Genomic DNA, 22,822 nt, shown 5'->3' on the forward strand with positions numbered 1-22,822 from the left:
GATGAACGGAATTGAAAATCCTTCAGTAGAAAACTAACATCGATCCTGTGACCTCACCGACCGAGCAGCGCAACCCGAGGACGCTGGCCATCGATGCGGTGGGCACGTCCGAGATCCTCCAGTTGCTGAACAACGAGGACGCCCTGGTCGCCGGGGCCGTCAGCGCGGTGATCCCGGAGCTGACCAAGGCCGTGGACGCCGCCGTCGAGGCGGTCCGTGGCGGCGGCCGCGTGCACTACTTCGGCGCCGGTACGTCGGGACGCCTGGCGACCCTGGACGCCGCCGAACTGCTGCCCACCTTCCACGTCCCGGACGGACTGGTGGTCGCCCACCACGCCGGTGGCACGGAGGCGCTGCTCCGCGCGGTCGAGAACGTCGAGGACTCCGAGGAGGGCGGCGCCCGGGACGCGGCCGCCGTCACCGGTCAGGACCTCGTCGTCGGCCTCGCTGCTTCCGGGAGCACGCCGTACGTCGCCGGCGCCCTGAAGGCCGCCCGCGCGGCCGGGGCGACCACCGTGCTGGTCACGTCCAACCCGGACGCCCCGCTGGCGCCGTTGGCCGACGTCGTGGTGGCCGCGGACACCGGCCCCGAGGTCATCGCCGGCTCCACCCGGCTGAAGGCCGGCACCGCGCAGAAGATGATCCTCAACGCGTTCTCGACGACGCTGATGATCAAGCTGGGCCGCACCTGGTCCAACCTGATGGTCGACCTGGTCGCCACCAACAAGAAGCTCCGCGGCCGGATGCTCCGTATTCTCGCCGAAGCCACCGGCGCCGACGATGCCGCCTGCGAAGCCGCCCTGGCCGAGTCCAACGGCGAGCTCAAACCCGCCCTCGTCCACCTCCTGACCGGCACGCCCATCCCCGCCGCCCGAGCCGCCCTGGAAGCAGCTCACGGCCGGGTGGCCACCGCCCTCGCCGAACTAGGCTGACCGCTCCACCGGTGGTCGCAGGACCAGCGTGACCACGGTCAACGCCATGAAGAGCGCGGTGAGCGCGAACGGGACCGGGATCAGCGGGTCGAGCAGAACGAGTACGGCGGCCACTGGTACGACGATGTTGACCAGGCGGTCGGCGTTGTCGCGGAGGGCGATCCACCAGATGCCGAGGACGAAGATCGCGATCGGGATCGTCACCGTGTAGGACGCGGCGAGCTCGCTCAGCTCGGTGTGGTGGGTGATGCTGTCGATCTCCACCTCGATCCCGGCCGAGAACGCGCCGGCCGCGGCGAACACGAAGTAGTGCACGTACCCGTAGCGGATCGAGCGGCCGAACGACGTGATCGCGGTGTGGTGCGGCGGCCAGAAATAGATCCACCAGAGCGCGGCGGTGACCACCAGCATCAGCACCGACAGCGCGATCAGCTCGCCGAGATGCTCGTGCTCATGGAGGGCGTCGAAGATCGCGTTCGCCGAGGCGAGCAGGCTCTCGCCGAGCAGGATGAGCGTGAACAAGCCGTACCGCTCGGTGATGTGGTGCGGGTGCCAGGGAGTCGTCCAGCGCCGCTCCGCCACCACCGGTACGGCCAGCTCGGCGAGCACGAACACGCACCAGGCGATGACAACGATCGTCTCGGACATCACCAGCGTGGTCAGCCACAGCACCTGCACGATCGCGATCCCGCCGGCGTAGCGCAGCGTCACCTGCCGGCTCTCCCCGGCCGAGCGCGAGGCCCGCAGCCATTGGGCGATCATCGCGACCCGCATCACGACGTACCCGAACACCACCACGGTGAAGTCGCGGTCGGCGAACACCCGCTCGATCCCGGCGGCGAGCACCAGGACCCCGCTCATCTGCACGATCGTGAGGACCCGGTACAGCCAGTCGTCGGTCGCGAAGGACGTGGCGAACCAGGTGAAGTTCATCCACGCCCACCAGATCGCGAAGAACACCATCCCGTAGGACATCAGGCCCTCGGCGATGTGTTTCTCGGACAGCGCGTGGTGGAGCTGGGCCGCGGCGACACTCACCGCGACCACGAACACCAGATCGAAGAACAGCTCCAGCGACGACGCGGTCCGTCCAGGCTCGTGCGGGTCTCGCGGGCGCATCGGAACCAGCCGCAACCGCGTCGAAGGAGACGTCATGGCGGACAGATTAGACGGAGATGTCCACGGATGGGCGGAGTTCGGCGGCAGCGGCCAGGGCGTCGTGGGCGGGGTTGTCGAGGAAGCCCTTGATCAGGGCCGGGTCGGCGGGCTGGTCGAGGTGCGGGAGGGCGATCTGTTCGTACGCCGCCTGGAAACGCGGGCCCCAGCGGCGGGTGCCGAGGCGGGCGGTGCGGGAGCAATTGTCGACCATGTAGGCGACGTCGCGGGCATGCATGTACGGGAGGAGTGAGTCGACGGCCTCGATGACCGACTCGTTGACGATCTCGGACCACGCGTGACCGCGGGCAGCGAACTCGTCCACCTGCGCCATCATCGTCGCCACGAACAGCCCCGCGGTCAGTGGATCGATGCGGGCCGGCGCGGTGCCTCGGCGGGCGTGTACCTCGGCGCTGTGCGACCACATCGGGCTGCCGCCGATCTCGGTCATCGGCCGCGTGGCGAGCCGGCGTTCGGCCAGGATCACGCTCCGCAGTTCGGTGCCGTCGGCAACCTCGTCGTACACCTCCGCGACCAGGTCACGGGCCGGGCCGTACGCCGCGGAGTACGCCCGGTCGAACAGCTGCTCGTCACCGCTCGCCGCCCGCACCGCCGCGAGACCGTCGGTCGAGATGGTCCGCGCGATCGGCCCGGTGATCGCCTCGGTGGATCGCTCGTACGCCGTCACCGGGTCCGCGCCCTCGATCCGGAAGTGCCGGTACAGCGCCTCCACCAGACCGTGCACCGCTCCGAGCAGGATCGCCCGCTCACCGGCGATGTCCGACAGGTACTCGGACCGCAACGTGGTCGCGAACGTGTACGGCGACCCGAGCCCGATCGACCACGCGAGCGCCCGGTCCCACGCGTGCCCGTCCGGATCCGTGTGTACGGCGATACTCGCGTTGATCCCGGCCCCGTTGACGGTCGCGCCCTGCTTGTACAGGCGCCGTACCGAGTCCCCCATGCCCTTTGGGCACACCGCGATCACCGGATGACCGGCGGGGAAGGCACTGCCGATCGAGGTCAGGTGGCCCAGCAGGAAACCGTGGGACAGGCCAATGGTCGTGCCGGGCTTCAGGACCGCGAAGATCTCCTCGTGATGCGCCGCCAGTGCCGCGTCCGCGATCAGCAGGATCACCAGGTCCGAGGCCGCGGCGACCTCGAGCCAGTCCCCCAGCGTCCCGTCTTTCTCACTGAATCCTTGCGCGCGAGCGTCCTCGACGGAGCGGGACTCCGGGCGCAACCCCACCGCCACGGTGATACCCGTCCCTTCGAGCGAGTCCCGCAGATTCAGCGCCTGCGCGCGTCCTTGCGGCCCCCAGCCCAGGACGCCGATCCGCTCCACACCGTGCAACGCCGAAGGCAGCAGACCGAACAGGTCCCGCCCACCCCGCACGATGTCCTCGGACCCGCCCGGCACATCCATCTGCTCAACCCGAAACACCGAACTCTTCATGCCCACCAGTCAAAGGGCGGCACGTCCATTGCAGCAAGCGCAATGTCCGCACCGCCCCGTTGCAGGAACTGAAATATCAGGGTTCCAGGCCGACTGCCTTCAGCGGATTGGGCCAGGCCTTGAGTGCCGCGTGCAGGGCTGGATCCTGCGTGGATGCCAGGGCCTCGGTGTGGGCGGCGGTGATGACGTCAGCGATCTGGACGGGTACGCCGGTGTTCGCCGAGCGTACGGCGGCCTCGACCATGGCGATGCTGACGACGTTGGAGTGCACCTCGGACTGCGGGATCGTCGACCTGCGGACCGCGTCGACGAACTCGACCAGCGAGCCGGCGATCTCCTGCGGTTCGTCGGCCATCGTCGCGGGCAGGTCCTCGCCGGACGCCAACGAGGCGATCGGGGCGTTGTCCCCGTCCCAAGTCGCCGTACCGCCGGGTGTGCTCGCACGCCAGCGGCCGTTCCACGACGTCTCCAGTCCCGGCGCGCACCAGCTGCCGGTGAAGGTGAAGCGGGTGCCGTCGGCGTACGTGAAGATCGCGGACGCGGCCGCGTTGCCCTCGAACCAGCTCCAGGACGGGTTGTACGAGTCGCAGTACACCGACACCGGCTCCGACCCGATCAGCTTGCGGGACAGGTCGAACTGGTGGATCGCCATGTCGACCAGAAGCGGTTCGGCCATCCGCTCCCGGAACCCGCCGAAGTGCGGAGCCTTGTAGAACTCGCACGACAGCGTCCCGATCGGGCCGAGCTCGGCGAGCTGACGCTCGAACGCCGCGATGGCCCGGAAGTACCGGCGGGACTGCGAGACCATCAGCAGTTTGCCGCTCACCTCCGACGCAGCGACCATCTGCAGACACTCGCGCACCGTCTCGGCCAGCGGCTTCTCGCAGAGCACCGGAAGACCGTGCAGCAAGGCGTCCACGCTCACCGTCGGATGCGCGAGCGGAACTGTCACGTCGATGACCGCATCCGCCCGATCAGCCAGTTCGTCGAGCGAGGCGGCCACCGGTACGTCGCCGAACCCGTGCTCGTCGGCCGCGGTCCGGGCCACGTCGACGTCGAGGTCGACGAGCCCCGCGAGGACGACGTCCGGGTTGGCGGCGATGGTGCGCAGCCAGGCGCGTCCCATCCCGCCGGCTCCGACCTGCAGCAGTCGCAAGGGTTCAGGCATCCGCAGGCTCCTCGATGGGTCCGGTGTACCCATGTCCGTTGAAGAAGTCGCCGGTCTCGTAGCGCAACAGCGTCGGCACCGCACGCTCGGGCCGGTCGGAACGGGCCCAGGCGACGCCGTTCGCAATGACCTTACGCACGTCCTTGTGGTGATAAACCGGGTAGTCCTGATCGCCCGGCGAGAAGTAGAAGATCTTCCCGTGCCCGCGGCGGAACGTGCAGCCCGAGCGGAACACCTCGCCGCCGGAGAACGACGACACGAAGACCAGTTCGTCCGGGACCGGGATGTCGAAGTACTCGCCGTACATCTCCTGCTGCTCGATCACGATCGGATGCGGGACACCCTGCGCGATCGGGTGCGTCGGAGCGACCGTCCACACCAACTCACGGTCCCGCTCACTGCGCCAGCGCAGCGTGCACGTCGTACCCATCAGCTTGCCGAAGATCTTCGACCAGTGCCCCGAATGCAGCACGATCAGGCCCATCCCGGCCAGCACGTGCTGGTACACGCGGTCGACGACCTTGTCCTCGACCTCGCCGTGCGCGGCATGGCCCCACCAGACCAGTACGTCGGTTTCCGCCAGCACCTCCTCGGTCAGACCGTGCTCGGGCTCGTCGAGGGTGGTCGTGGTGACCGTCGCCTCGAGGTTCTCGCGGATCCCGGCGGCGATGGTCTCGTGCATGCCGTCCGGGTAGATCTCCCGGACATGCGGCTCCACCTGCTCGTGCCGGTTCTCGCCCCAGACGAGTACGCGAATCGTCATAGTTCTTCCTTGTGTGTAAGGGGTTATTTGACGGCTCCGCCGATGGCACCGGCGGCGATGTATTTCTGCGCGGCGATCAGCAGCACGATGGCCGGGACCGCCGAGAGGACCGCGGTGGCCATCACCGCGTTCCAGTTCTGCACCTGCGTGCCGAGGTATTGGTAGATCCCCAGCGTCACCGGCCGGACGCCGCCCTTCGTGGTCAGCGTCAGCGCGAACAGGAAATCGCTCCAGGAAAACAGGAAACTGAACAACCCTGCGGTGATCAGCGAGTTCTTGCTGATCGGCAGCACGATCGCGACGAACGCCCGGAACAACCCGGCGCCGTCCACCCGCGCCGCCTCGACCAGCGACGGCGGCACCGAGAGCATGAACGACCGCAGGATGAGGATCGCGAACGGGATCGCGTTGCTGCAGTTGGCGACGATCAGCCCCGGGATCGAGTTGAGCAGCCCGATCCGTTCGTACGCCGTGTAGAGCGCGTTCGCGATCACGATCCCCGGAATCATCTGCGAGATCAGGATCGCCAGCAGCCCGACCGACACCCAGCGGGACCGGAACTGCGACAACGCGTACGCGCACGGGGTCGCGATCGCCAGACTCAGGACCACGGTCCCGGCCGCGATGATCATGCTCGTGACGAGGTTTCCGCCCTGCTCGTCGAGAGCGCGTTTGTAGCCGGAAAACGTCGGATGCAATGGCAGGAAACCAGCAGTCAGGGTGTTTCCGGACGGCTGCAGCGAGGCGTTCAGCATCCAGTAGACGGGGAACAGCATCACGCACAGGATCAGTACACCGATCACGGTGTACGCCGTACGTCGCATCATGCCCTTCCCCCTACTCGTCGACAGCACGGCGGGTGCCGCGCAGGTAGAAGATCGCGAACACGAACGAGATCGCGATCAGGATGTTGGACAGCGCCGCGCCCTGGCCGAACCGGAAGTCCACGAAGGACTTCTCGTACGACTGGGTCGCCAGTGTCTGCGTCGCGTTGGCCGGTCCACCGCCGGTGAGGCCGAGGATGATGTCCAGGACCTTGATCGTGTAGACGACGCCGAGCATCAGCAGCACGCTCGCGACCGCCCGCAGATTCGGCCAGGTGATGTACCAGAACGAGCGCCACCCGGTTGCACCGTCCAGCTGGCCGGCCTCGTAGAGCTCGTCGGGGATCTCCGCAAGACCGGAGTACAGCAGGGTCACGTTGAACGGGATACCGATCCAGATGTTCACGCCGATCACCGCGATCAGCGCGACCGACGGCGAGTTCAGCCACGGCACCGGATCGTTGATCAGGTGCAGCCCCATCAGCGACCGGTTGAGGATGCCACTGTCCTGCTCGAGGATCGACCGCCAGGTCGCACTCGACACGATCAGCGGCAGCAGCCACGGCAGCAGGAGCAGCGAACGCAGCAGACCGCTCAACGGGAACTTCTTGTGGAAGAACAGCGCCAGCCCTAGCCCGATCGCGAACTGGAAGGCGATCGACCCGACGGTGAACAGCGCGGTGTTCACCATCGCGTCCGAGAACAGCTTGTCCGTCACGACCGTGCTGTAGTTCTTCAGCCCGACCCACGGCGCGACCCCGGTGAAGAACGTCTTCAGCCCGTAGTCCTGCAGGCTCATCAACAGGTTCTTCACCACCGGGTAGCCGAACAGCGCCACCATCGCCACCACGGCCGGCAGGACGAACAGGATCTTGGTGAGGGTCTCACCCCGGTGGCGCCGGCCGCGCGACTTCGCGCGGCCGGCCACCGTCGTACGTGTGAGCGTCACCATGCCGTCAGCCGCCGGAGGCCTGCTTGAAGGCATCTTGCGCCGAGGCCTTACCGGTCAGCGCCAGCTGGATCGCCTGGTAGATCACCTTCGCGGCGTCCGGCCACTTGTCACCGAGCTTGCCGGTCCGGGCGCGGGCCGTCTTCACCTGCTCGGCGAACGCCTTCATCGACGGCACCTCCGTGGCGTACTGGTCGAGCAGCGCGGTCTTGGTCGGAAGGGTGAACCGGGCCTTCGCCCAGGCCAGCTCGTTCTCGTCCGAGTTCAGGCACTTCACGAAGTCGGCGGCCTTCTGCTGCTTGGCCTGGTCCTTGTTCAGCGGGACCGTCCAGGCCTCACCACCGAGCGGCGCGACCGGCGTCTGATCCGGCTTGTTCAGCGGGAACGTGACCACGTCCCACTTGACGTTCGGGGTCTTCTCCAGCGCCGGGATCTGCCACGGGCCGTTCACCATCATCGCGGCCTTGCCGGCCGCGAACTGGTCCTTCGCGTCGCCCTGCGTCCAGTTGATGACGCTCTTCGACGCCGATCCCGACTTCACCAGATCCACCCACAGCTGCAGGGCTTCCGCAACCTGCGGGCTGGTCAGGTCCGTCTCGTCGCCGCCGTTGGTCCACATCGCCGGCAGGAACTGCCAGGAGCCTTCGTACGTCGCGTTGGCGTTGAACGCGATCCCGTACCGGCCGGGCTTGGTGAGCTTCTTCGATGCGGCCTTCAGCTCGTCCCAGGTCTTCGGCGGCTGGACGCCGGCCTCGGCGAGCATGTCCTTGTTGTAGAACAGCGCGATGGTGTTCGTCACCGGCGCGAGTCCGTAGAGCTTGCCCTCGTACGACGTCGCGTCGACCATGCCCTGAATGACTCCGTCGCTGTTCAGGCCCATGTCGTTCAAGGGCGCGAGCGCACCGGTCGCGGCGATCTGCTGTACGTCGGGATTGTCGAGCATGAGCACGTCGGGCAGCGTCTTGGACGAAGCCTGCTGCAGCACCTTCTGGATCAAGGTGTCACCAGGCACCGTCTCCCGTTGAATCGTGATGCCGAGCTTCGACGCGCAGGAGTCAAGTCCCTTTTGCACAAGGGACTTGTCCGGGTCGTTGTTGTAGTAGTCCAGGATCGTGAGGCTCTTGACGCTGTCGCCGGACGAGGCGGGCGACTGGCCGCCGTTGTCACCGCAGGCGACCAGCAGGAGCGACACCGTCGTCGCACCCGCCAGCGCGGCGGCGATCCGCTTGCTGATCATGACATCGGACTCCTTCAAAGCGTTTAACCGAGGAACGTGGGGACTGCTGTGAAGCTTGTGGATTGTGCGGTAAACCGCTTAACTGAGGCGTTGAAGGACTATGTTCCGTACGTCACACCGCTGTCAAGAGTTCAGAGGGGGTCGATCGATGGTCACGATGAAAGACGTCGCTCAGCGGGCCGGGGTCTCGATCGCGACCGTCTCGTTCCTGCTGAACGACACCAAACCGGTGACGGCGGCGACCCGGGCGCGGATCGAGCAGGCGATGCTCGATCTCGGGTACCGCCGCAACATGGTCGCTCGCGCGCTGGCCAGCCGGCGGACCCACATCGTCGCGATGGCCTACCCGGCGCTCGAACACCGGTTCGGGATGTCGACCTCGGAGTTCTTCACCAGCGCGGCCGAGGCGGCACGCAAGGAGGACTACCACCTGGTGCTGTGGCCGGTCGGCAACGACGGCGTGGAGCTACGCGAGCTGCTGGGGCAGGGCCTGGTGGACGGCGTCGTACTGATGGAAGTCCAGCTGGTCGACCCGCGGGTCGACGTACTGCGCCAGTCCGGTACGCCGTTCTCGCTGATCGGGCGTACGACGGAGCTCGCAGGGCTGTCGCACGTGGACATCGACTTCGACACCACGGTCGAGGACGCGGTCAAGCACCTGCGCGAGCACGGGCATCACGAGCTCGTGCTGATCTCCGGCGACCTGGACGATCCGCGGTTCCACGACTACGGCCCGTGGGTACGCACCGAGGAGGCGTACCGCCGCGTCGTCGCGTCGTACGACCTGCCGATGAGGATCATCCCCTGCTCCGACACCACCCAGGCCGGCAAGGCCGCCGCCGCGCAAGTGCTGACCGAGTACCCCGAGACCACGGCGATCCTGGTCCTCAACGAGTACGCCGCCCTGGGCGTCGTCGCCGGCCTCAAGCACACCGGTCACGACATCCCCGGCGACATCTCCGTCCTGTCCTTGCTGACGGTCCCCGAGACCGCGGCGATGGCGGACCCCGAACTCACCATGATGCGCACCCCCGGCCCTGAGCTCGGCCAACTGGGCACGCAGGCCCTCCTCCGTCAGCTCGAAGGCGACGACCTGCTCCCGCCGCAACTCGTCCCCGCCAAGCTCTACCCCGGCGCTACGGTCGCAGGTCCCAGAGCGCCGCGACCAAAGGCCGGTGCAGGTCGGCGCGCCGCGCGCAAAGCCCGATCGTGAGAGGTTCCAGGTCAGCCGGCAGCTCGACGAGCTGATCGCGTACGGCGGACGACTCGAGCACCAGCCTCGGAACCACTCCGGTCCCGCAACCCAACGCCACCAGGGCGAGCAGCGCCTCGTGCCCGTCCGGTTCGGCAGCAATTGCCGGCTTCACGCCAGTCTTCCGGAACCAGCGGAACGCGGCTTCGCGGACGAGCCCTCGGGCGGGTACGACGTACGGTCCGTCGGACGAACCCTCGCGGGCTTTCACCAGGACGAGGTCAGTGACTGCGACAGGCCGGCTCACCAGGGTTTGCGGGAGCCGCTTGGGAATGCCCGCAACGGCCGCGTCCACCTCGCCTTCGTCCAGGCGAGCCAGGGCAGCGGCCGCATCGCCGGTGCGGATGTCGAGGCGGATCTGCGGATGTTCCGCACGCAGCGGAGCCAGCAAATCCGGCAGCAGAGTCTGGCAGGCGGTAACGGTCGCGAAGATCCGCAGTTCGCCACTGAGGCCGGCCGTTTCCGCGGAGCCGGATCGATAATCCGCCCACAGTTCCAGCGCTTGTTCGGCGTACGTCGTGAACCGCCGCCCCTCCGCCGTCAGCACAACGCCCCGCGGCCCACGATCGAGGAGCTGCGCCCCGACCCGGGTCTCCAACCGCTGAATCGTCCGCGTCAGCGTGGCCGCACTGACATGACATTCCAGACTGGTCCGCCCATAGTTGAGCGTCCGCGCCAAATGCAGGAAGAGTTCGAGCTCACGGTGCTCCAAGGTCACCGCCATGTGCGGGCTTCGCGGTCGACTGGGCGAGGCGGATCGTCGGTTTCGGGACCTGGTAGGTCGTGACCTCGCCGCCCTGCATGACCGCGAGGATCGCCTCGCCGACGATCGTGCCGAGACCGTGGACGTCGACCGTCACGACACTCAACGGCGGATGCGCCAGCCGGGCGACCGCTGTGTCGTCCCACGCGATCACGGACAACTGATCGGGGATGCTGACGCCCAGGTCCCTGGCCGCGGCGAGACCGCCGATCGCCATCAGGTCGTTGTCGTACACAACGGCCGTCGGGACCTGGCTGCCGGTCAGCAACCGCCGGGTCGCCTCCCGGCCCGCGTCCTCGGAGTAGTCGCCCTCGATGACCCGGCCTTGCACGTCCTGCTCCGCGCACGTCTCCATGAACGCGTCGTCACGGGCCTGACAGTGCAGCATGTCCCGCGGACCGCTCACCCGCGCGATGTCGCGATGCCCGAGATCCGCGAGCGCGCGAACGGCGGCCCGGGCGCCCTCGGCGTTGTCGACGAGCACGTTCGTGATCGGCGCCTGCAGCTCCGGCCCGCCGAGCAGCACCGCCGGCACTCCCAGCCGCTCGAGCTCGGCGAGCCGCGGGTCCTTCGCCCGGAGGTCGACCATCACGATGCCGTCGACGTGGTCGTTCGCCACCCAGCGCTGCCAGATCGCGATCTCGTCGGCGATGTCGGCCGCGAACTCGACCAGCAGGCTCACCCGGCGTCCGTCGAAGACCTCCTCTATCCCCTGGACGACGTCGGCCATGAACGGCTCCATCCCGAGCAACCGCCCGGGACGCGCCAGCACCAGCCCGGCGATCCGCTCCCGCGTCACGTCCTGCATAGACTCCCCTCCAAGGCCACCGAAGCCACTATATTCACAGACCTAACAAACTCGGCAGAGAGCGGATGTCCCGATGCAGCAGGTCAGCGACGCGTCGCGATCACCGGGTTACGACCCGGCACCGACGAACAGCCGCGCCCTCATTGTGGACAGCATCCGCTCCGCCGGCACGGTCAGCCGGGTGGAACTCACCCAGATCACCGGACTCACCGCCCCGTCGGTCACCACGCTGGTTCGGCGGCTGATCGACGACGGGCTCGTCGACGAGGCCGGTCGCGGCTCGTCCACCGGTGGCAAGCCTCGCACGATGCTGCGGATCAGGGCAGCAGCCCGGTACGTCGTCGGCGTACATCTGAGCGCCGGCAGCCTGACGTACGTGCTGGTCGACTACGCCGGCGCGGTCGTGGCCCGCTGGCGGCGCGCCGGGCCGGGCGACGACAGCGATCCGGAGCAGGTCGTGGAGCGGATCGCGGCCGAGACCACCGAGCTGATCGACCGCTCGGGGATCGACTCGTCGCTCGTCCTCGGACTCGGCTTCGTGTGTCCCGGGCCGCTGATCCGCAACCGCGGCGTCACGTCCGCGCCGCCGTCGATGACGCACTGGGTCGGCTTCCCGATCCATCGCCGGCTGGAGGAACGGCTCGGCCTGCCCGCGCTGCTGGAGAACGACGCGACCGCGGCCGCCGCGGGCACCCGGCTCACCACCAGCCACGACGTCTCGGTGATGGCCGCGCTGTTCATGAGCGAGGGCATCGGGTCCGGTCTGCGGCTGAACGGCAACGTTTACCAGGGCGCCCACGGCAACGCCGGCGAGGTCGGGCACATCTGCGTCCAGATCGGCGGTCCGCAGTGCTGGTGCGGGAGCACCGGCTGCCTGGAGGCGATCGCGGGTCCGGCCACGGTCGTCGCCAAGGCGCGCGCGGCGGGGCTCGATCTCGGATCACCACGGCGTACCGGGGTCGCGGCCTTCGCCGCCATCGCCCGGCTGGCGCTGACCGGTGATTCCCGGGCCGACGCGATTCTGCGGGACTCCGCGTCCTGGCTCGCGCTCGGCGCGCAGACGATCACCAACATGTACGACGTCCAGCTGCTGGTGCTGACCGGGCCGGCGTTCGCCGTCGCCGGGACGATCTACCTGCCGATCATCCAGGAGCGGATCCTGAGCTCCGCGTTCGGGCGCGCCGTGAACACCGAAGTGGTGCTCGACGAGCGCGGTCACGACGCCGCCGCGATCGGCGCGGCGCTGATGATGCTCCGCTCGGAGCGCGCGATCTCCGCCTAGGTCCTGGCTGGACAGGCACCCTTCGCTGTCGAACCGTTACTGGTCTGACCCTTGCGCCTTGTTTATTAGGCGAACTAAGTTACGGCCAGCTTCCCTGGCGGGTGCCGGGTGACGCGTTCGACGACCGCGTTGGAAAGGAATCGATCAATGCTCCGGAACCCGACGAACCGCCCACGGGTGCGGCGCCTGGTGAGCGCCGCAGCCGCCGCGACCGCCACCGCCCTCCTGCTCGCCGCCTGTGAAGGCGCCGCGGCGGGCAACCAGACCGCCAACAAGGACGCCTCCATCACCGTCGCCGCCGGCGACATCACCACCGAGAACTTCAACCCGTTCAGCAGCACCGCGCTGCAGCCGACGCTGGGTGTCATCTACGAGCCGCTGTACTGGTACAACTTCGCGAAGCAGTCCGACCCGACGCCGGTGCTCGCCTCGGGCTTCTCGTGGAACCCCGCCGGGACCGAGCTCACCATCAAGCTCCGGCACGACGTGAAGTGGAACGACGGCCAGCCGTTCACCGCGAAGGATGTCGCTTTCACGTTCAACCTGGTCTCGAAGACGCCGGCGCTGAACCCGTCCGGCCTCGCCGCGACCGCGAAGGCCACGTCGGACGACACCGCCGTACTGACCTTCAAGTCGAAGTCCCTGATGCAGGAGCCGGCTGTGCTCGCCAACCAGGCGATCGTGCCCGAGCACATCTGGAAGGACATCAAGGACCCGACGACGAACCTCAACAAGAACCCGGTCGGCACCGGCCCGTTCAAGGTGAAGTCGTACACGCCGCAGAGCTTCGTACTGACGAAGAACGAGCAGTACTGGGAGGCGGGCAAGCCCACCATCAAGGAGGTGCGCTACCTGCCGGTGGCGTCCGCGGACGCCGCCAGCGCCGCCCTGGTCGCAGGCAAGGTCGACTGGGCCAGCGCCTACCTGCCCGGCATCGACAACATCATGAAGTCCGGCAAGAACCTGACCTACGTGAACACGCCCGTGATGACGACCGTCGTCGTGACGTGTTCCAACGCCGCCCTCGGGTGCGCCGGGCCGCAGACCGACCCGGCCGTGCGCAAGGCGATCTACCTGGCGATGAACCGCGAACAGCTCGCGAAGCTGGCCGGCGGTGGCGTCGCGGGCGTCGGCTCGCCGACGATGCTGCTCCCGGGCCGCGACGACAACTGGATCGCGGACGCCGGTACGGCGAAGCTCCCGCAGAGCGCGAACGCCGACGAGGCCGGCAAGCTCCTCGACGCGGCCGGGTGGACGAAGGGCAGTGACGGCGTACGGACGAAGGACGGCAAGCGGCTGTCGCTGACCGTCCAGACCGTCACCGGGTGGAGCGACTACATCCTGATCAACGACACCCTCAAGCAGCAGCTGGCCGCGGTCGGCATCGAGCTCAAGCCGAGTCAGGTGTCCTGGAACGAGTGGAACGCCGCCCAGACCAACGGCAAGTTCCAGCTGTCGCTCGACTCTGTCGGCCTCGGCGCGTCCACGAACCCGTACTTCACCTACGACAGCAAGCTCGCCACGACGAACACCGCACCGGTCGGCAAGTCCGCGTCGGCCGGCAACCAGTCCCGGTTCTCGAACCCGGCCGTGGACGCTGCTCTCAAGACGGCCGCCGGTACGACGGACCAGGCCGCGCAGAAGGCGGAGTACGCGAAGATCCAGTCGATCATCGCTGACCAGCTGCCCTACATCCCGGTCTACGTGAACTCGATGCTCACCGAGTTCAACACCTCGCGCGCGACCGGCTGGCCGACCAAGGACAACATGTACGTCCTGCCCGCGGCCTGGAAGGCCTGGGACGCCGGCATCGTCCTCAAGACGATCAAGCCCGCCAGCTGAGCGCGGGCCGGCTGTGCGCTATCTGCTACGGAAACTCGCCTTCTACGTCGTCGCACTCTGGGCGGCCCTGACGCTGAACTTCCTGGTTCCCCGGCTGATGCCGGGGAACCCGGTCGACCTGATGCTGTCCAAGCTCGCGACCAAGGGACCGGTCACACCGACCACCCGGAACGCGATCGAGGCACTGCTCGGCACGGACACTCACTCGTCGCTGTGGAACCAGTACTGGACCTACCTGCATCACCTGGTCACCGGCGACCTGGGTACGTCGATCGCGTACTTCCCGGCGCCGGTGTCCCAGGTCATCGGCCAGACACTGCCCTGGACCGTCGGCCTGATCGGTCTCGCGACGTTGATCTCGTTCGCGATCGGAATCCTGCTGGGACGCGCCGCCGGCTGGCGGCGCGGTTCCTGGGTCGACAACCTGATCCCGGTCACCACGATGCTGCAGTCGGTGCCGTACTTCTGGCTCGCACTGCTGCTGCTCTTCCTGCTCGGCAGCACCTGGCCGGTCTTCCCACTGAGCGGCGGGTACGACGTGTACTCCGTGACGCCGGGCTGGAGTCTGCCGTTCGCGCAGTCCGTCCTGTACCACGGAGCCCTGCCGGCGTTGACGATCGTCATCTCGTCGGTCGGCGGCTGGATGCTCGGGATGCGCAACATGATGGTCTCGACGATGTCCGAGGACTTCGTCGTGACCGCCGAGGCGAAAGGTCTGACCCCACGACGGATCCGGTCCCGGTACGTCGCCCGGAACGCGGTCCTGCCGTCCATCTCCGGGTTCGCGATCTCGCTCGGCTTCGTGGTCGCCGGGTCGATCGTCACCGAGGCGGTGTTCTCGTACCCGGGGATCGGCTCGGCGCTGCTGCTTGCCGTCGGCAACAACGACTACGCGCTGATGCAGGGCGTCTTCCTGATCATCACGCTCGCCGTCCTCGGCGCCAACCTGCTCGTCGACCTCCTGTACGGCGTCATCGACCCACGCACCCGTGCGCGGTCCTAGAGAGGGGTGAACATGACAGCAACCACTGAAGGCGCAGTCGCCGTGGCGGCCCCGATCCGCCGCCGGACCTTACCGCCGATGACCGTCAAGCTCGCCGTCGGCCTGGGCATCGCCGGCCTGATCATCCTGTTCGGGGTGCTCGGTCCGCTGCTGGTCGGCAACCCGTCCACGGTCCGGGACGTCGGCCTGACCGGACCGGGGAACGGTTTCCTCCTCGGCACCACGCAGAGCGGTCAGGACGTGTTCGCCCAGCTCGCGTACGCGACCCGCGGCTCGCTCATCATCGGCGTCGTGGTCGGTGCGATCACGCTGCTGCTCTCGTCGTTCTTCGGCATCGTCGGCGCGTTCGTCGGCGGCTGGACCGACGAGGCGTTCTCGCTGTTCACCAACATCATGCTGGTGATTCCCGGTCTGCCGCTGGTGATCGTGATCTCCAGCTACGTGCCGAACAAGTCGATCTGGCTGGTGGCCGCGGTCCTCGCGATCACCAGCTGGGCCGGGTCCGCGCGCGTGCTGCGCGGGTTCACGCTCAGCGTGCGCAGCCGCGACTACGTGCTCGCGGCCCGGATCGGCGGCGAGAAACGCTGGCGGATCCTGCTCGTCGAGATCCTGCCGAACCTGATCCCGCTGCTCGCGTCACAGGTGGTGTTCGCGGTGATCTTCGCGATCCTCGGCGAAGCCGGCCTGTCGTTCCTGGGGCTCGGCGCGTCCGGATCGTTCACCTGGGGCACGATGCTCTTCTACGCACAGAACGGGCTCGCGCTCCGGCTCGGCGCCTGGTGGTGGTTCGCGCCACCCGGCCTGGCGATCGCGCTCTTCGGCGCGGCGCTGTCGCTGATCAACTTCTCGATCGACGAGATCATCAACCCGAAGCTGCGCTCGCAGACCCGCGCCGAACGCAACAAGTGGAGCGTGAAGGCATGAGTGTCTTGACTATCGAGAACCTGAGCATCGACTACCGCGCCGAGACGACCGTGCACGCCGTACGCGAGGTCTCACTCACTCTGGAACGCGGCGAGATCCTCGGGCTCGCGGGTGAGAGCGGCTGCGGGAAGTCGACGCTGGCGTACGCGATCACCCGCCTGCTCAAGCCGCCGGCGACGATCACCGGCGGACGCGTCGTGTTCTCGTCCCGCGAGGGGTACGACGTCGACCTGTCGAGCCTGGCCGGCGACGACCTGCGCGCGTTCCGCTGGGACAAGATCGCGATGGTCTTCCAGGGCGCGATGAACTCGCTCAATCCGGTACTGCGGATCTCCGAACAGCTCGAAGACGTGTTCATCACGCACCGGCCCGAGCTGAGCAAGGCAGAGCGGCGCATCCGCTGCGGCGAGCTGCTCGAACTCGTCGGCGTCGACCGGAACCGGCTTCGCGCCTATCCGCACGAGCTGTCCGGCGGGATGCGGCAGCGGGTGATGATCGCGATGGCACTGGCCCTCGATCCGCAGGTGCTGATCATGGACGAGCCGACCACCGCGCTCGACGTGGTCGTGCAGCGGGAGATCCTCCGGGAGATCACGCGCCTCCGGTCGGAGCTGGGGTTCGCGGTCATCTTCATCACCCACGACCTGCCGCTGCTGCTCGAGATCAGCGACCGGATCGCGGTGATGCGGGCCGGTCTGATCGTCGAACTGGACGATGCGCTGACGCTCTACACCAAGCCCAAACACCCGTACACGAAGCGATTGCTGTCGTCCTTCCCCAGCCTGACCGGTGAACGCGGCGGCTTCGTACGGTCCGGCGAGCTGACCGATGACATCGCGTTGGACGAGACAGATCAGACCGTGGAGGCCGGATGAGCGTGCTGGAGATGCGCGAGGTCGTCAAGGAGTACCGGCTGCGCAACGGTCTGCGGACCACGCGGCTGCGCGCCGTCGACAAGGTGAGCTTCGAGCTGACGCCGGGCCGGACGATCGCGCTGGTCGGACAGTCCGGCTCGGGCAAGTCGACGATCGCCAAGTTGCTGATGCAGCTCGAACGGCCGACGTCCGGAGCGATCCTGGTGGACGGCGAGCCGATGCGGTACCACGGTGCGTCTGCCGCGGCGTACCGGAAGGCCGTGCAGATGGTGTTCCAGGACCCGTTCGCGTCGCTGAATCCGTATCACACGATCAGCCATCACCTGGAGCGGCCGGTGAAGCTCCATCACCCGGACTTCACCCGCGAGCAGGTCGACGAGCGGGTGCTGGAGCTGCTCCGCCGGGTCCGGCTGGACGAGGACTTCGCGCACCGGAAGCCGCACGAGTTGTCCGGTGGTCAGCGGCAGCGCATCGCGATCGCCCGGGCGCTCGCCCCCGAACCGGCGATCCTCGTCGCGGACGAGCCGGTGTCGATGCTCGACGTGTCGATCCGCCTCGGCGTACTCAACCTGCTCGCGACCCTGCAACGCGAGGAGAACCTCGGCGTCCTCTACATCACCCACGACCTCGCCACCGCACGGCACTTCAGCGACGAAATCATGGTGCTGTACGGCGGTGTCGTGGTCGAACGCGGCCCGGCGGACGACGTGATCCTGAACCCGCAACACGAGTACACCCAACTCCTCGCCGAAGCCGCCCCAGCCCCAGAACGCCGCCTGACCCAACTACGCCCGTAAACAACAAGTACGCCGGAGGGCCAGGCGGCTCTCCGGCGTACCGTGCTGCTTTTAGAGCTTCAGGGAGGAAGCGACCACGTCTGCGAGGGAGTGGGCGATCTCGTCGGCTGTGTCCGAGGACTCGGCTTCGACCATCACGCGGACGAGTGGCTCGGTGCCGGACGGGCGGAGCAAGACTCGGCCGGTGTCGCCCAGGCGCGTGGTGGCCTCGGCGACCGCGGACTGCACCGCGGGGTCGGTGCCCGCGCGAGACTTGTCCACGTTCTTCACGTTGACCAGGACCTGCGGGAGGCGGGTCATCGCACCGGCCAGATCGGCCAGGCTCTTGCCCGTCTGAGCCACCCGGGCGAGCAGCATGACCGCGGTCAGCGTGCCGTCGCCGGTGGTCGCGTGGTCGGACAGGATCACGTGCCCGGACTGCTCACCGCCGAGCTTGTGGCCGCCGGCCTTCATCGCCTCGAGCACGTACCGGTCGCCGACTTTCGTCTGCTCGACCGCGATCCGCTCCCGGACCATCGCCTGGACGAAGCCCAGGTTGCTCATCACGGTCGCGACCACGGTGTCGTTCGACAGCTTGCCGCTGTCCCGCATCGCCAGCGCCAGGATCGCGAGGATCTGGTCGCCGTCGACGAGCTCGCCGTTCGCGTCCACCGCCAGGCAGCGGTCCGCGTCACCGTCGAGCGCGATCCCGACATCGGCCCGGTGCCCGACGACCTCACGCTGCAGACCATCGATATGCGTGGAGCCGCAGTTCAGGTTGATGTTCAGCCCGTCCGGGGCGGCGCCGACCGTGATCACCTCGGCGCCGAGCCGGCGCAGTGCCTCCGGCGCGGTCTGCGAGGCCGCGCCGTTGGCGCAGTCGATCACGACCTTGAGCCCGTCGAACCGGTTCGGTGACGAGCGGACCAGGTGCGAGACATACGTCTCGAAACCCTGCCCGTCGTCGGTCACCCGGCCGACGGACGCACCGGTCGGGCGCTGCCACTCCTCGCCCATCCGGGCCTCGATGGCGTCCTCGATCACGTCGTCGAGCTTGATCCCGCCGCGAGCCAGGAACTTGATGCCGTTGTCCGGCATCGGGTTGTGGCTGGCGGACAGCATCACGCCGAGATCGGCGCCGGTCGAACCGGTCAGGTGCGCAACGGCCGGGGTCGGCAGCACGCCGAGCCGGACCACGTCGACGCCGGCGCTGGCCAGACCGGCCACCACGGCGGCTTCCAGGAACTCACCACTGGCACGCGGATCCCGGCCCACAACGGCGCGTGGCCGGTGCCCTTCGAAGGCACCGGCCTCGCCGAGTACGTGAGCTGCCGCGACCGAGAGGTCGAGCGCCAGCTCCGCGGTCAGGTCCACGTTCGCCAGGCCACGGACTCCGTCCGTGCCGAACAAACGCCCCATCAGGTGATCAGCGCTTGCTGTACTGAGGCGCCTTACGGGCCTTCTTGAGACCGGCCTTCTTACGCTCCTTGATCCGCGAGTCGCGGGTGAGCAGACCAGCCTTCTTCAGGCCCGGGCGGTTGGCCTCGAGGTCCGCCGCGTTCAGGCAGCGGGCCACACCCAGCTGCAGCGCACCGGCCTGGCCGGTGATGCCGCCGCCGTTGATCCGGGCGATCACGTCGTACGAGCCCTCGAGGCCCGCGACGACGAACGGCTCGTTCACGTGCTGCTGGTGGACCTTGTTCGGGAAGTAGACGTCGAGGTCCTTCCCGTTGACCTTCCACTTGCCGGTCCCCGGGACGATCCGCACCCGGGCGATCGCCTCCTTGCGGCGACCAGTGGCGCCGGCCGGGTTGATGACCGCCACCCGACCCGTCTCGGCGCGCTGCTCCGGAGCCGGGTTCGTCTCGGAGGTGTAGGCGACCGGGCCCTCGGTGTCGATGGGCACCTCGGTCTCGAGCTCTTCGGTCTCGGTGGTGATGTCGCTCACGCTGTGAATCCTCGTTTACCTGGTTCGTCGATCGCTTACTGGGCGATCTGGGTGATCTCGAACGGCTTCGGCTGCTGCGCCGTGTGCGGGTGCTCCGGACCGGCGTACACCTTCAGCTTGGTCAGCAGCTTCCGGCTCAGGCGGTTCTTCGGGAGCATGCCCCAGACGGCTTTCTCGACGGCCTTCCGGGGGTCCTTGTCGAGGATCTCGCCGATCGGCGTCGCCGTCAGACCACCCGGGTGACCCGAGTGGCGGTACGCCAGCTTGTCGGTCCGCTTGGTGCCGGACAGGGCCACCTTGGAAGCGTTGACGACCACGACGAAGTCGCCGCCGTCCACGTGCGGAGCGAACGTCGGCTTGTGCTTGCCGCGCAGCAGGGTGGCGATCTGGACGGCGAGCCGACCGAGCGTGACGTCGGTGGCGTCGATCACGAGCCACTCACGAGTGACGTCAGCAGGCTTCGGGCTGTACGTGCGCACGGTCGTTGACCTTCGTTTCTCAGAGGTTGAACAAAACTGGACGTCGGCGAGCGGTCAGCCGACAAGAACAGTGTCTGTACCGGACCTGGAACGCACAACAGCAGCCCAGAATACCGGCGTGGCCATGTCCGGGTCAAAGTGAGCCCACACGCCGAGGGGCCCCCGGCTTGGAAGCAGCTGAGGACAGCACTAGTTTAGCGGTGAAGATTGCAGTCCGAATCGCGTCCCGCCGGCTGATCTACCCTCATTCATCCAGGCGATGACGCCAGCTTCCGAAGAGGGCATTGTGACCGAACAGTCGCTCACCGTCCGGGACAACCGGACCGGCAAGGACTTCGACCTTGCCATCACCGATGGCACCATCCGTGCCGCAGACCTCAAGCAGATCAGCGCATCCGACGGCGACGGTGGCCTGGCCACCTACGACCCCGGCTTCGTCAACACCGCGTCCTGCCGTTCCTCCGTCACCTTCATCGACGGCGACAAGGGCATCCTGGAGTACCGCGGGTACCCGATCGAGCAGCTCGCCGAGCAGTCGAACTACCTCGAGGTGGCCTACCTGCTGGTGAACGGCAAGCTGCCGAACAAGGCGGAGTACGAGGCCTGGGCGCACGACGTGACGTATCACACGTTCGTGCACGAGAACCTGAAGACCTTCATGCAGGGCTTCCGGTACGACGCGCACCCGATGGGCATGCTGCTGGCCTCGGTCGGCGCGCTGTCCACGTTCTACCCGGAGTCGCGCAACATCTTCGACGAGGAGTCCCGGGCGCTGCAGATCCGGCGGCTGATCGCGAAGATGCCGACGCTCGGCGCGTTCGCGTTCCGGCACGCCCAGGGCAAGCCGTACGTGTACCCGGACAACGAGCTCAGCTACACGGCGAACTTCCTGTCGATGCTGTTCAAGATGAGCGAGCCGAAGTACGCCGCCGACGACCGCCTGGTGCGGGCGCTGGAGATCCTGTTCATCCTGCACGCCGACCACGAGCAGAACGCCTCCACGAACGCGGTCCGCGCGATCGGCTCGACCCAGGTCGACCCGTACACCGCGGTGGCCGGCGGGATCGGCGCGCTCTACGGCCCGCTGCACGGCGGCGCCAACGAGGCCGTGCTGAAGATGCTCCGCCGGATCGGCTCGGTCGACAACGTGCCGTCGTTCATCGAGGGCGTGAAGAACGGCGAAGAGCGGCTGATGGGCTTCGGCCACCGGGTCTACAAGAACTACGACCCGCGGGCCAAGATCATCAAGAAGGCCGCCGACGACGTCTTCGAGGTCACCGGCATCAACCCGCTGCTGAAGATCGCCGTCGAGCTGGAGAAGATCGCGCTGGAGGACGAGTACTTCGTCTCCCGCAAGCTCTACCCGAACGTCGACTTCTACTCCGGCCTGATCTACGAGGCGCTGGAGTTCCCGCCGGACATGTTCACCGTGCTGTTCGCGATCCCGCGGACCTCCGGCTGGCTGGCCCAGTGGCTGGAGATGCTCGGCGACGGCGACCAGAAGATCGCCCGCCCGAAACAGATCTACACCGGCGCCCGAGGCGTCCAGTACGTCCCGATGGGCGACCGCTAACCCCGGAAGATCTCGACCAGCCGCCGCGAAACGAACCCTCGTTTCGCGGCGGCTGTCTTGTGTCGTGGCGCGCACACGGCCCGAGGTACTGGCGCCGAGAACTGCACGACACCACGGTCAGCATCGCGGCATCAGCACGGCACCCGCGCGTGGCTGCGCCCCGTCCCCCGGACTGGGAACAGGCGCTGGGGTGTCGAGACAGGCTATTTCCTGTCCACCGCCCCCACAGGGTGTCCCCAGTCCCACCAGCCATCCAAGACAGCCGCCGCGAAGCGGTGTCCTTGGGGATTGGAAACGGCCCCGGGCGGACAGTTCTGTCGCGGTCCGGGGCCGTTCGGCGCCTCTGGGGACTAGGACGCGGCCGGTGCCTCGGCCGGTTCCTTCAGGTGTGCGACGAGTTGGTCGACCTGGCCGCGGGCGCGGATCATCGACAGGTGGTCGATGAAGTCCCGGGACTCCACGATCAGCCCGTCCCGCACCCGCAGTACGAAGATCGCCGGCACCCGGAACGGCTCGCCGGTGGCCACGATCGTGCCGTCGTACTCGAACTCGGCCACGATCACCTCGGGGTCGGTGGTTTCGTGCACCCGGATGTTGTCCGGCTGGAAGCGCACCACCTCGGTGACCCGCGGGCCGACCCCGCCGAAGTGCTCACGGAGCGCGTCCCGGCTGAGCAGCGGGTGGTCGCCGTACGGGTTCATCGGGTGCCGGACGTCGGTCTGCTCGGCGTACAGGTCCGGCAGGACGGCGAAGTCGCGGTCGGCGACGCCGTGCACGAGCTTCAGGAAGACCTCTTCAGGAGTCATCGGATTC

22 protein-coding genes are annotated in these 22,822 nt (G+C 67.7%); 9 read left to right on the top strand and 13 right to left on the bottom strand.

What is annotated here, in order from left to right; all coding sequences use genetic code 11:
- Window positions 1–47 precede the first annotated feature (47 nt).
- The gene (gene murQ / locus EV649_RS17990; RefSeq protein WP_130384588.1) at window positions 48–932 is read left to right on the top strand and encodes an N-acetylmuramic acid 6-phosphate etherase; all 885 of its coding nucleotides are present in this window, start codon (window positions 48–50) and stop codon (window positions 930–932) included.
- On the opposite strand, the gene EV649_RS17995 is transcribed toward murQ, so the two are convergent.
- The 7 genes from EV649_RS17995 to EV649_RS18025 form a co-directional block, all read right to left on the bottom strand.
- On the bottom strand, window positions 924–2,087 hold the full coding sequence (locus EV649_RS17995) for a low temperature requirement protein A (protein ID WP_198682547.1): 1,164 nt from the start codon (window positions 2,085–2,087) through the stop codon (window positions 924–926). The two genes, murQ and EV649_RS17995, sit on opposite strands and share 9 nt — an antisense overlap.
- A 10-nt stretch (window positions 2,088–2,097) precedes the next feature.
- Window positions 2,098–3,543 (bottom strand): ketol-acid reductoisomerase, encoded by a 1,446-nt coding sequence (locus tag EV649_RS18000; RefSeq protein ID WP_130384589.1) that lies wholly within the window; start codon window positions 3,541–3,543, stop codon window positions 2,098–2,100.
- A gap of 76 nt (window positions 3,544–3,619) precedes the next feature.
- Window positions 3,620–4,711, bottom strand: a complete 1,092-nt coding sequence (locus EV649_RS18005) for a Gfo/Idh/MocA family oxidoreductase (protein ID WP_130384590.1) — start codon at window positions 4,709–4,711, stop codon at window positions 3,620–3,622.
- Window positions 4,704–5,474, bottom strand: coding sequence for a ThuA domain-containing protein (locus EV649_RS18010; RefSeq protein ID WP_130384591.1), 771 nt, complete (start codon window positions 5,472–5,474; stop codon window positions 4,704–4,706). The genes EV649_RS18005 and EV649_RS18010 overlap by 8 nt, the downstream gene beginning before the upstream one ends.
- A 23-nt stretch (window positions 5,475–5,497) precedes the next feature.
- Window positions 5,498–6,301 (bottom strand): carbohydrate ABC transporter permease, encoded by an 804-nt coding sequence (locus EV649_RS18015; protein ID WP_130384592.1) that lies wholly within the window; start codon window positions 6,299–6,301, stop codon window positions 5,498–5,500.
- Between the two features lie 10 nt (window positions 6,302–6,311).
- A complete protein-coding gene (locus tag EV649_RS18020) occupies window positions 6,312–7,250 on the bottom strand; it encodes a sugar ABC transporter permease (RefSeq protein WP_198682548.1) in 939 nt (312 codons plus the stop codon).
- A gap of 4 nt (window positions 7,251–7,254) precedes the next feature.
- The gene (locus tag EV649_RS18025; protein ID WP_130384594.1) at window positions 7,255–8,484 is read right to left on the bottom strand and encodes an ABC transporter substrate-binding protein; all 1,230 of its coding nucleotides are present in this window, start codon (window positions 8,482–8,484) and stop codon (window positions 7,255–7,257) included.
- 148 nt (window positions 8,485–8,632) lie between these two features.
- On the opposite strand from EV649_RS18025, the gene EV649_RS18030 reads away from it, so the two are divergent.
- Entirely contained in the window at window positions 8,633–9,697 is a 1,065-nt protein-coding gene (locus tag EV649_RS18030; protein ID WP_130384595.1) for a LacI family DNA-binding transcriptional regulator, read from the top strand.
- On the opposite strand, the gene ilvY is transcribed toward EV649_RS18030, so the two are convergent.
- Both ilvY and EV649_RS18040 read right to left on the bottom strand, forming a co-directional pair.
- Window positions 9,621–10,460 (bottom strand): HTH-type transcriptional activator IlvY, encoded by an 840-nt coding sequence (gene ilvY / locus EV649_RS18035; RefSeq protein WP_198682549.1) that lies wholly within the window; start codon window positions 10,458–10,460, stop codon window positions 9,621–9,623. The two genes, EV649_RS18030 and ilvY, sit on opposite strands and share 77 nt — an antisense overlap.
- Window positions 10,435–11,307, bottom strand: a complete 873-nt coding sequence (locus EV649_RS18040) for a substrate-binding domain-containing protein (RefSeq protein ID WP_130384596.1) — start codon at window positions 11,305–11,307, stop codon at window positions 10,435–10,437. Before EV649_RS18040 ends, ilvY begins: the two co-directional genes overlap by 26 nt.
- A 73-nt stretch (window positions 11,308–11,380) precedes the next feature.
- Between EV649_RS18040 and EV649_RS18045 the strand changes: the two genes are divergently transcribed.
- The 6 genes from EV649_RS18045 to EV649_RS18070 all read left to right on the top strand — a co-directional run bounded on the left by EV649_RS18045 (window position 11,381) and on the right by EV649_RS18070 (window position 18,030).
- Complete coding sequence (locus tag EV649_RS18045; RefSeq protein WP_130384597.1) at window positions 11,381–12,589, top strand: ROK family transcriptional regulator; 1,209 nt, start codon at window positions 11,381–11,383, stop codon at window positions 12,587–12,589.
- Window positions 12,590–12,736: 147 nt separating this feature from the next.
- Window positions 12,737–14,431, top strand: coding sequence for an ABC transporter substrate-binding protein (locus EV649_RS18050; protein ID WP_130384598.1), 1,695 nt, complete (start codon window positions 12,737–12,739; stop codon window positions 14,429–14,431).
- A gap of 13 nt (window positions 14,432–14,444) precedes the next feature.
- Window positions 14,445–15,434 carry an ABC transporter permease gene (locus EV649_RS18055; RefSeq protein ID WP_130384599.1) on the top strand — a complete coding sequence of 330 codons (990 nt, stop codon included), beginning with the start codon at window positions 14,445–14,447 and terminating at the stop codon, window positions 15,432–15,434.
- A 12-nt stretch (window positions 15,435–15,446) separates the two neighbouring features.
- A complete protein-coding gene (locus tag EV649_RS18060) occupies window positions 15,447–16,358 on the top strand; it encodes an ABC transporter permease (RefSeq protein ID WP_130384600.1) in 912 nt (303 codons plus the stop codon).
- Window positions 16,355–17,233 carry an ABC transporter ATP-binding protein gene (locus tag EV649_RS18065; protein WP_130384601.1) on the top strand — a complete coding sequence of 293 codons (879 nt, stop codon included), beginning with the start codon at window positions 16,355–16,357 and terminating at the stop codon, window positions 17,231–17,233. Before EV649_RS18060 ends, EV649_RS18065 begins: the two co-directional genes overlap by 4 nt.
- Window positions 17,230–18,030, top strand: a complete 801-nt coding sequence (locus tag EV649_RS18070) for an ATP-binding cassette domain-containing protein (protein WP_130384602.1) — start codon at window positions 17,230–17,232, stop codon at window positions 18,028–18,030. The genes EV649_RS18065 and EV649_RS18070 overlap by 4 nt, the downstream gene beginning before the upstream one ends.
- Window positions 18,031–18,081: 51 nt before the next feature.
- On the opposite strand, the gene glmM is transcribed toward EV649_RS18070, so the two are convergent.
- From glmM to rplM, 3 genes are read right to left on the bottom strand one after another with little or no spacing between them, the layout of a single operon-like run.
- On the bottom strand, window positions 18,082–19,428 hold the full coding sequence (gene glmM, locus EV649_RS18075; protein ID WP_130384603.1) for a phosphoglucosamine mutase: 1,347 nt from the start codon (window positions 19,426–19,428) through the stop codon (window positions 18,082–18,084).
- 7 nt (window positions 19,429–19,435) lie between these two features.
- A complete protein-coding gene (rpsI, locus tag EV649_RS18080) occupies window positions 19,436–19,957 on the bottom strand; it encodes a 30S ribosomal protein S9 (protein WP_130384604.1) in 522 nt (173 codons plus the stop codon).
- 35 nt (window positions 19,958–19,992) lie between these two features.
- Entirely contained in the window at window positions 19,993–20,436 is a 444-nt protein-coding gene (gene rplM, locus EV649_RS18085) for a 50S ribosomal protein L13 (RefSeq protein ID WP_130384605.1), read from the bottom strand.
- A gap of 286 nt (window positions 20,437–20,722) precedes the next feature.
- On the opposite strand from rplM, the gene EV649_RS18090 reads away from it, so the two are divergent.
- Window positions 20,723–22,009, top strand: a complete 1,287-nt coding sequence (locus EV649_RS18090; protein WP_241998319.1) for a citrate synthase — start codon at window positions 20,723–20,725, stop codon at window positions 22,007–22,009.
- Between the two features lie 350 nt (window positions 22,010–22,359).
- On the opposite strand, the gene EV649_RS18095 is transcribed toward EV649_RS18090, so the two are convergent.
- A complete protein-coding gene (locus EV649_RS18095; protein WP_130384607.1) occupies window positions 22,360–22,815 on the bottom strand; it encodes a nuclear transport factor 2 family protein in 456 nt (151 codons plus the stop codon).
- Between the last annotated feature and the right edge of the window lie 7 nt (window positions 22,816–22,822).

The sequence above is a fragment of the Kribbella sp. VKM Ac-2569 genome (assembly GCF_004216905.1).
Taxonomy (GTDB): Bacteria; Actinomycetota; Actinomycetes; order Propionibacteriales; family Kribbellaceae; genus Kribbella.

Bases quoted from the DNA above. Each gene is read 5' to 3' on its own strand.
- EV649_RS18070 (WP_130384602.1), top strand. From the start codon at position 17,230: ATGAGCGTGCTGGAGATGCGCGAGGTCGTCAAGGAGTACCGGCTGCGC.
- EV649_RS18060 (WP_130384600.1), top strand. From the start codon at position 15,447: ATGACAGCAACCACTGAAGGCGCAGTCGCCGTGGCGGCCCCGATCCGC.
- EV649_RS18020 (WP_198682548.1), bottom strand. From the start codon at position 7,250: ATGGTGACGCTCACACGTACGACGGTGGCCGGCCGCGCGAAGTCGCGC.
- EV649_RS18000 (WP_130384589.1), bottom strand. From the start codon at position 3,543: ATGAAGAGTTCGGTGTTTCGGGTTGAGCAGATGGATGTGCCGGGCGGG.
- EV649_RS18095 (WP_130384607.1), bottom strand. From the start codon at position 22,815: ATGACTCCTGAAGAGGTCTTCCTGAAGCTCGTGCACGGCGTCGCCGAC.
- EV649_RS18040 (WP_130384596.1), bottom strand. From the start codon at position 11,307: ATGCAGGACGTGACGCGGGAGCGGATCGCCGGGCTGGTGCTGGCGCGT.
- EV649_RS18015 (WP_130384592.1), bottom strand. From the start codon at position 6,301: ATGATGCGACGTACGGCGTACACCGTGATCGGTGTACTGATCCTGTGC.
- EV649_RS18010 (WP_130384591.1), bottom strand. From the start codon at position 5,474: ATGACGATTCGCGTACTCGTCTGGGGCGAGAACCGGCACGAGCAGGTG.
- glmM (WP_130384603.1), bottom strand. From the start codon at position 19,428: ATGGGGCGTTTGTTCGGCACGGACGGAGTCCGTGGCCTGGCGAACGTG.
- EV649_RS18005 (WP_130384590.1), bottom strand. From the start codon at position 4,711: ATGCCTGAACCCTTGCGACTGCTGCAGGTCGGAGCCGGCGGGATGGGA.
- EV649_RS18065 (WP_130384601.1), top strand. From the start codon at position 16,355: ATGAGTGTCTTGACTATCGAGAACCTGAGCATCGACTACCGCGCCGAG.
- EV649_RS18050 (WP_130384598.1), top strand. From the start codon at position 12,737: ATGCTCCGGAACCCGACGAACCGCCCACGGGTGCGGCGCCTGGTGAGC.
- EV649_RS18030 (WP_130384595.1), top strand. From the start codon at position 8,633: ATGGTCACGATGAAAGACGTCGCTCAGCGGGCCGGGGTCTCGATCGCG.
- ilvY (WP_198682549.1), bottom strand. From the start codon at position 10,460: ATGGCGGTGACCTTGGAGCACCGTGAGCTCGAACTCTTCCTGCATTTG.
- EV649_RS18045 (WP_130384597.1), top strand. From the start codon at position 11,381: ATGCAGCAGGTCAGCGACGCGTCGCGATCACCGGGTTACGACCCGGCA.
- EV649_RS18025 (WP_130384594.1), bottom strand. From the start codon at position 8,484: ATGATCAGCAAGCGGATCGCCGCCGCGCTGGCGGGTGCGACGACGGTG.
- EV649_RS17995 (WP_198682547.1), bottom strand. From the start codon at position 2,087: ATGACGTCTCCTTCGACGCGGTTGCGGCTGGTTCCGATGCGCCCGCGA.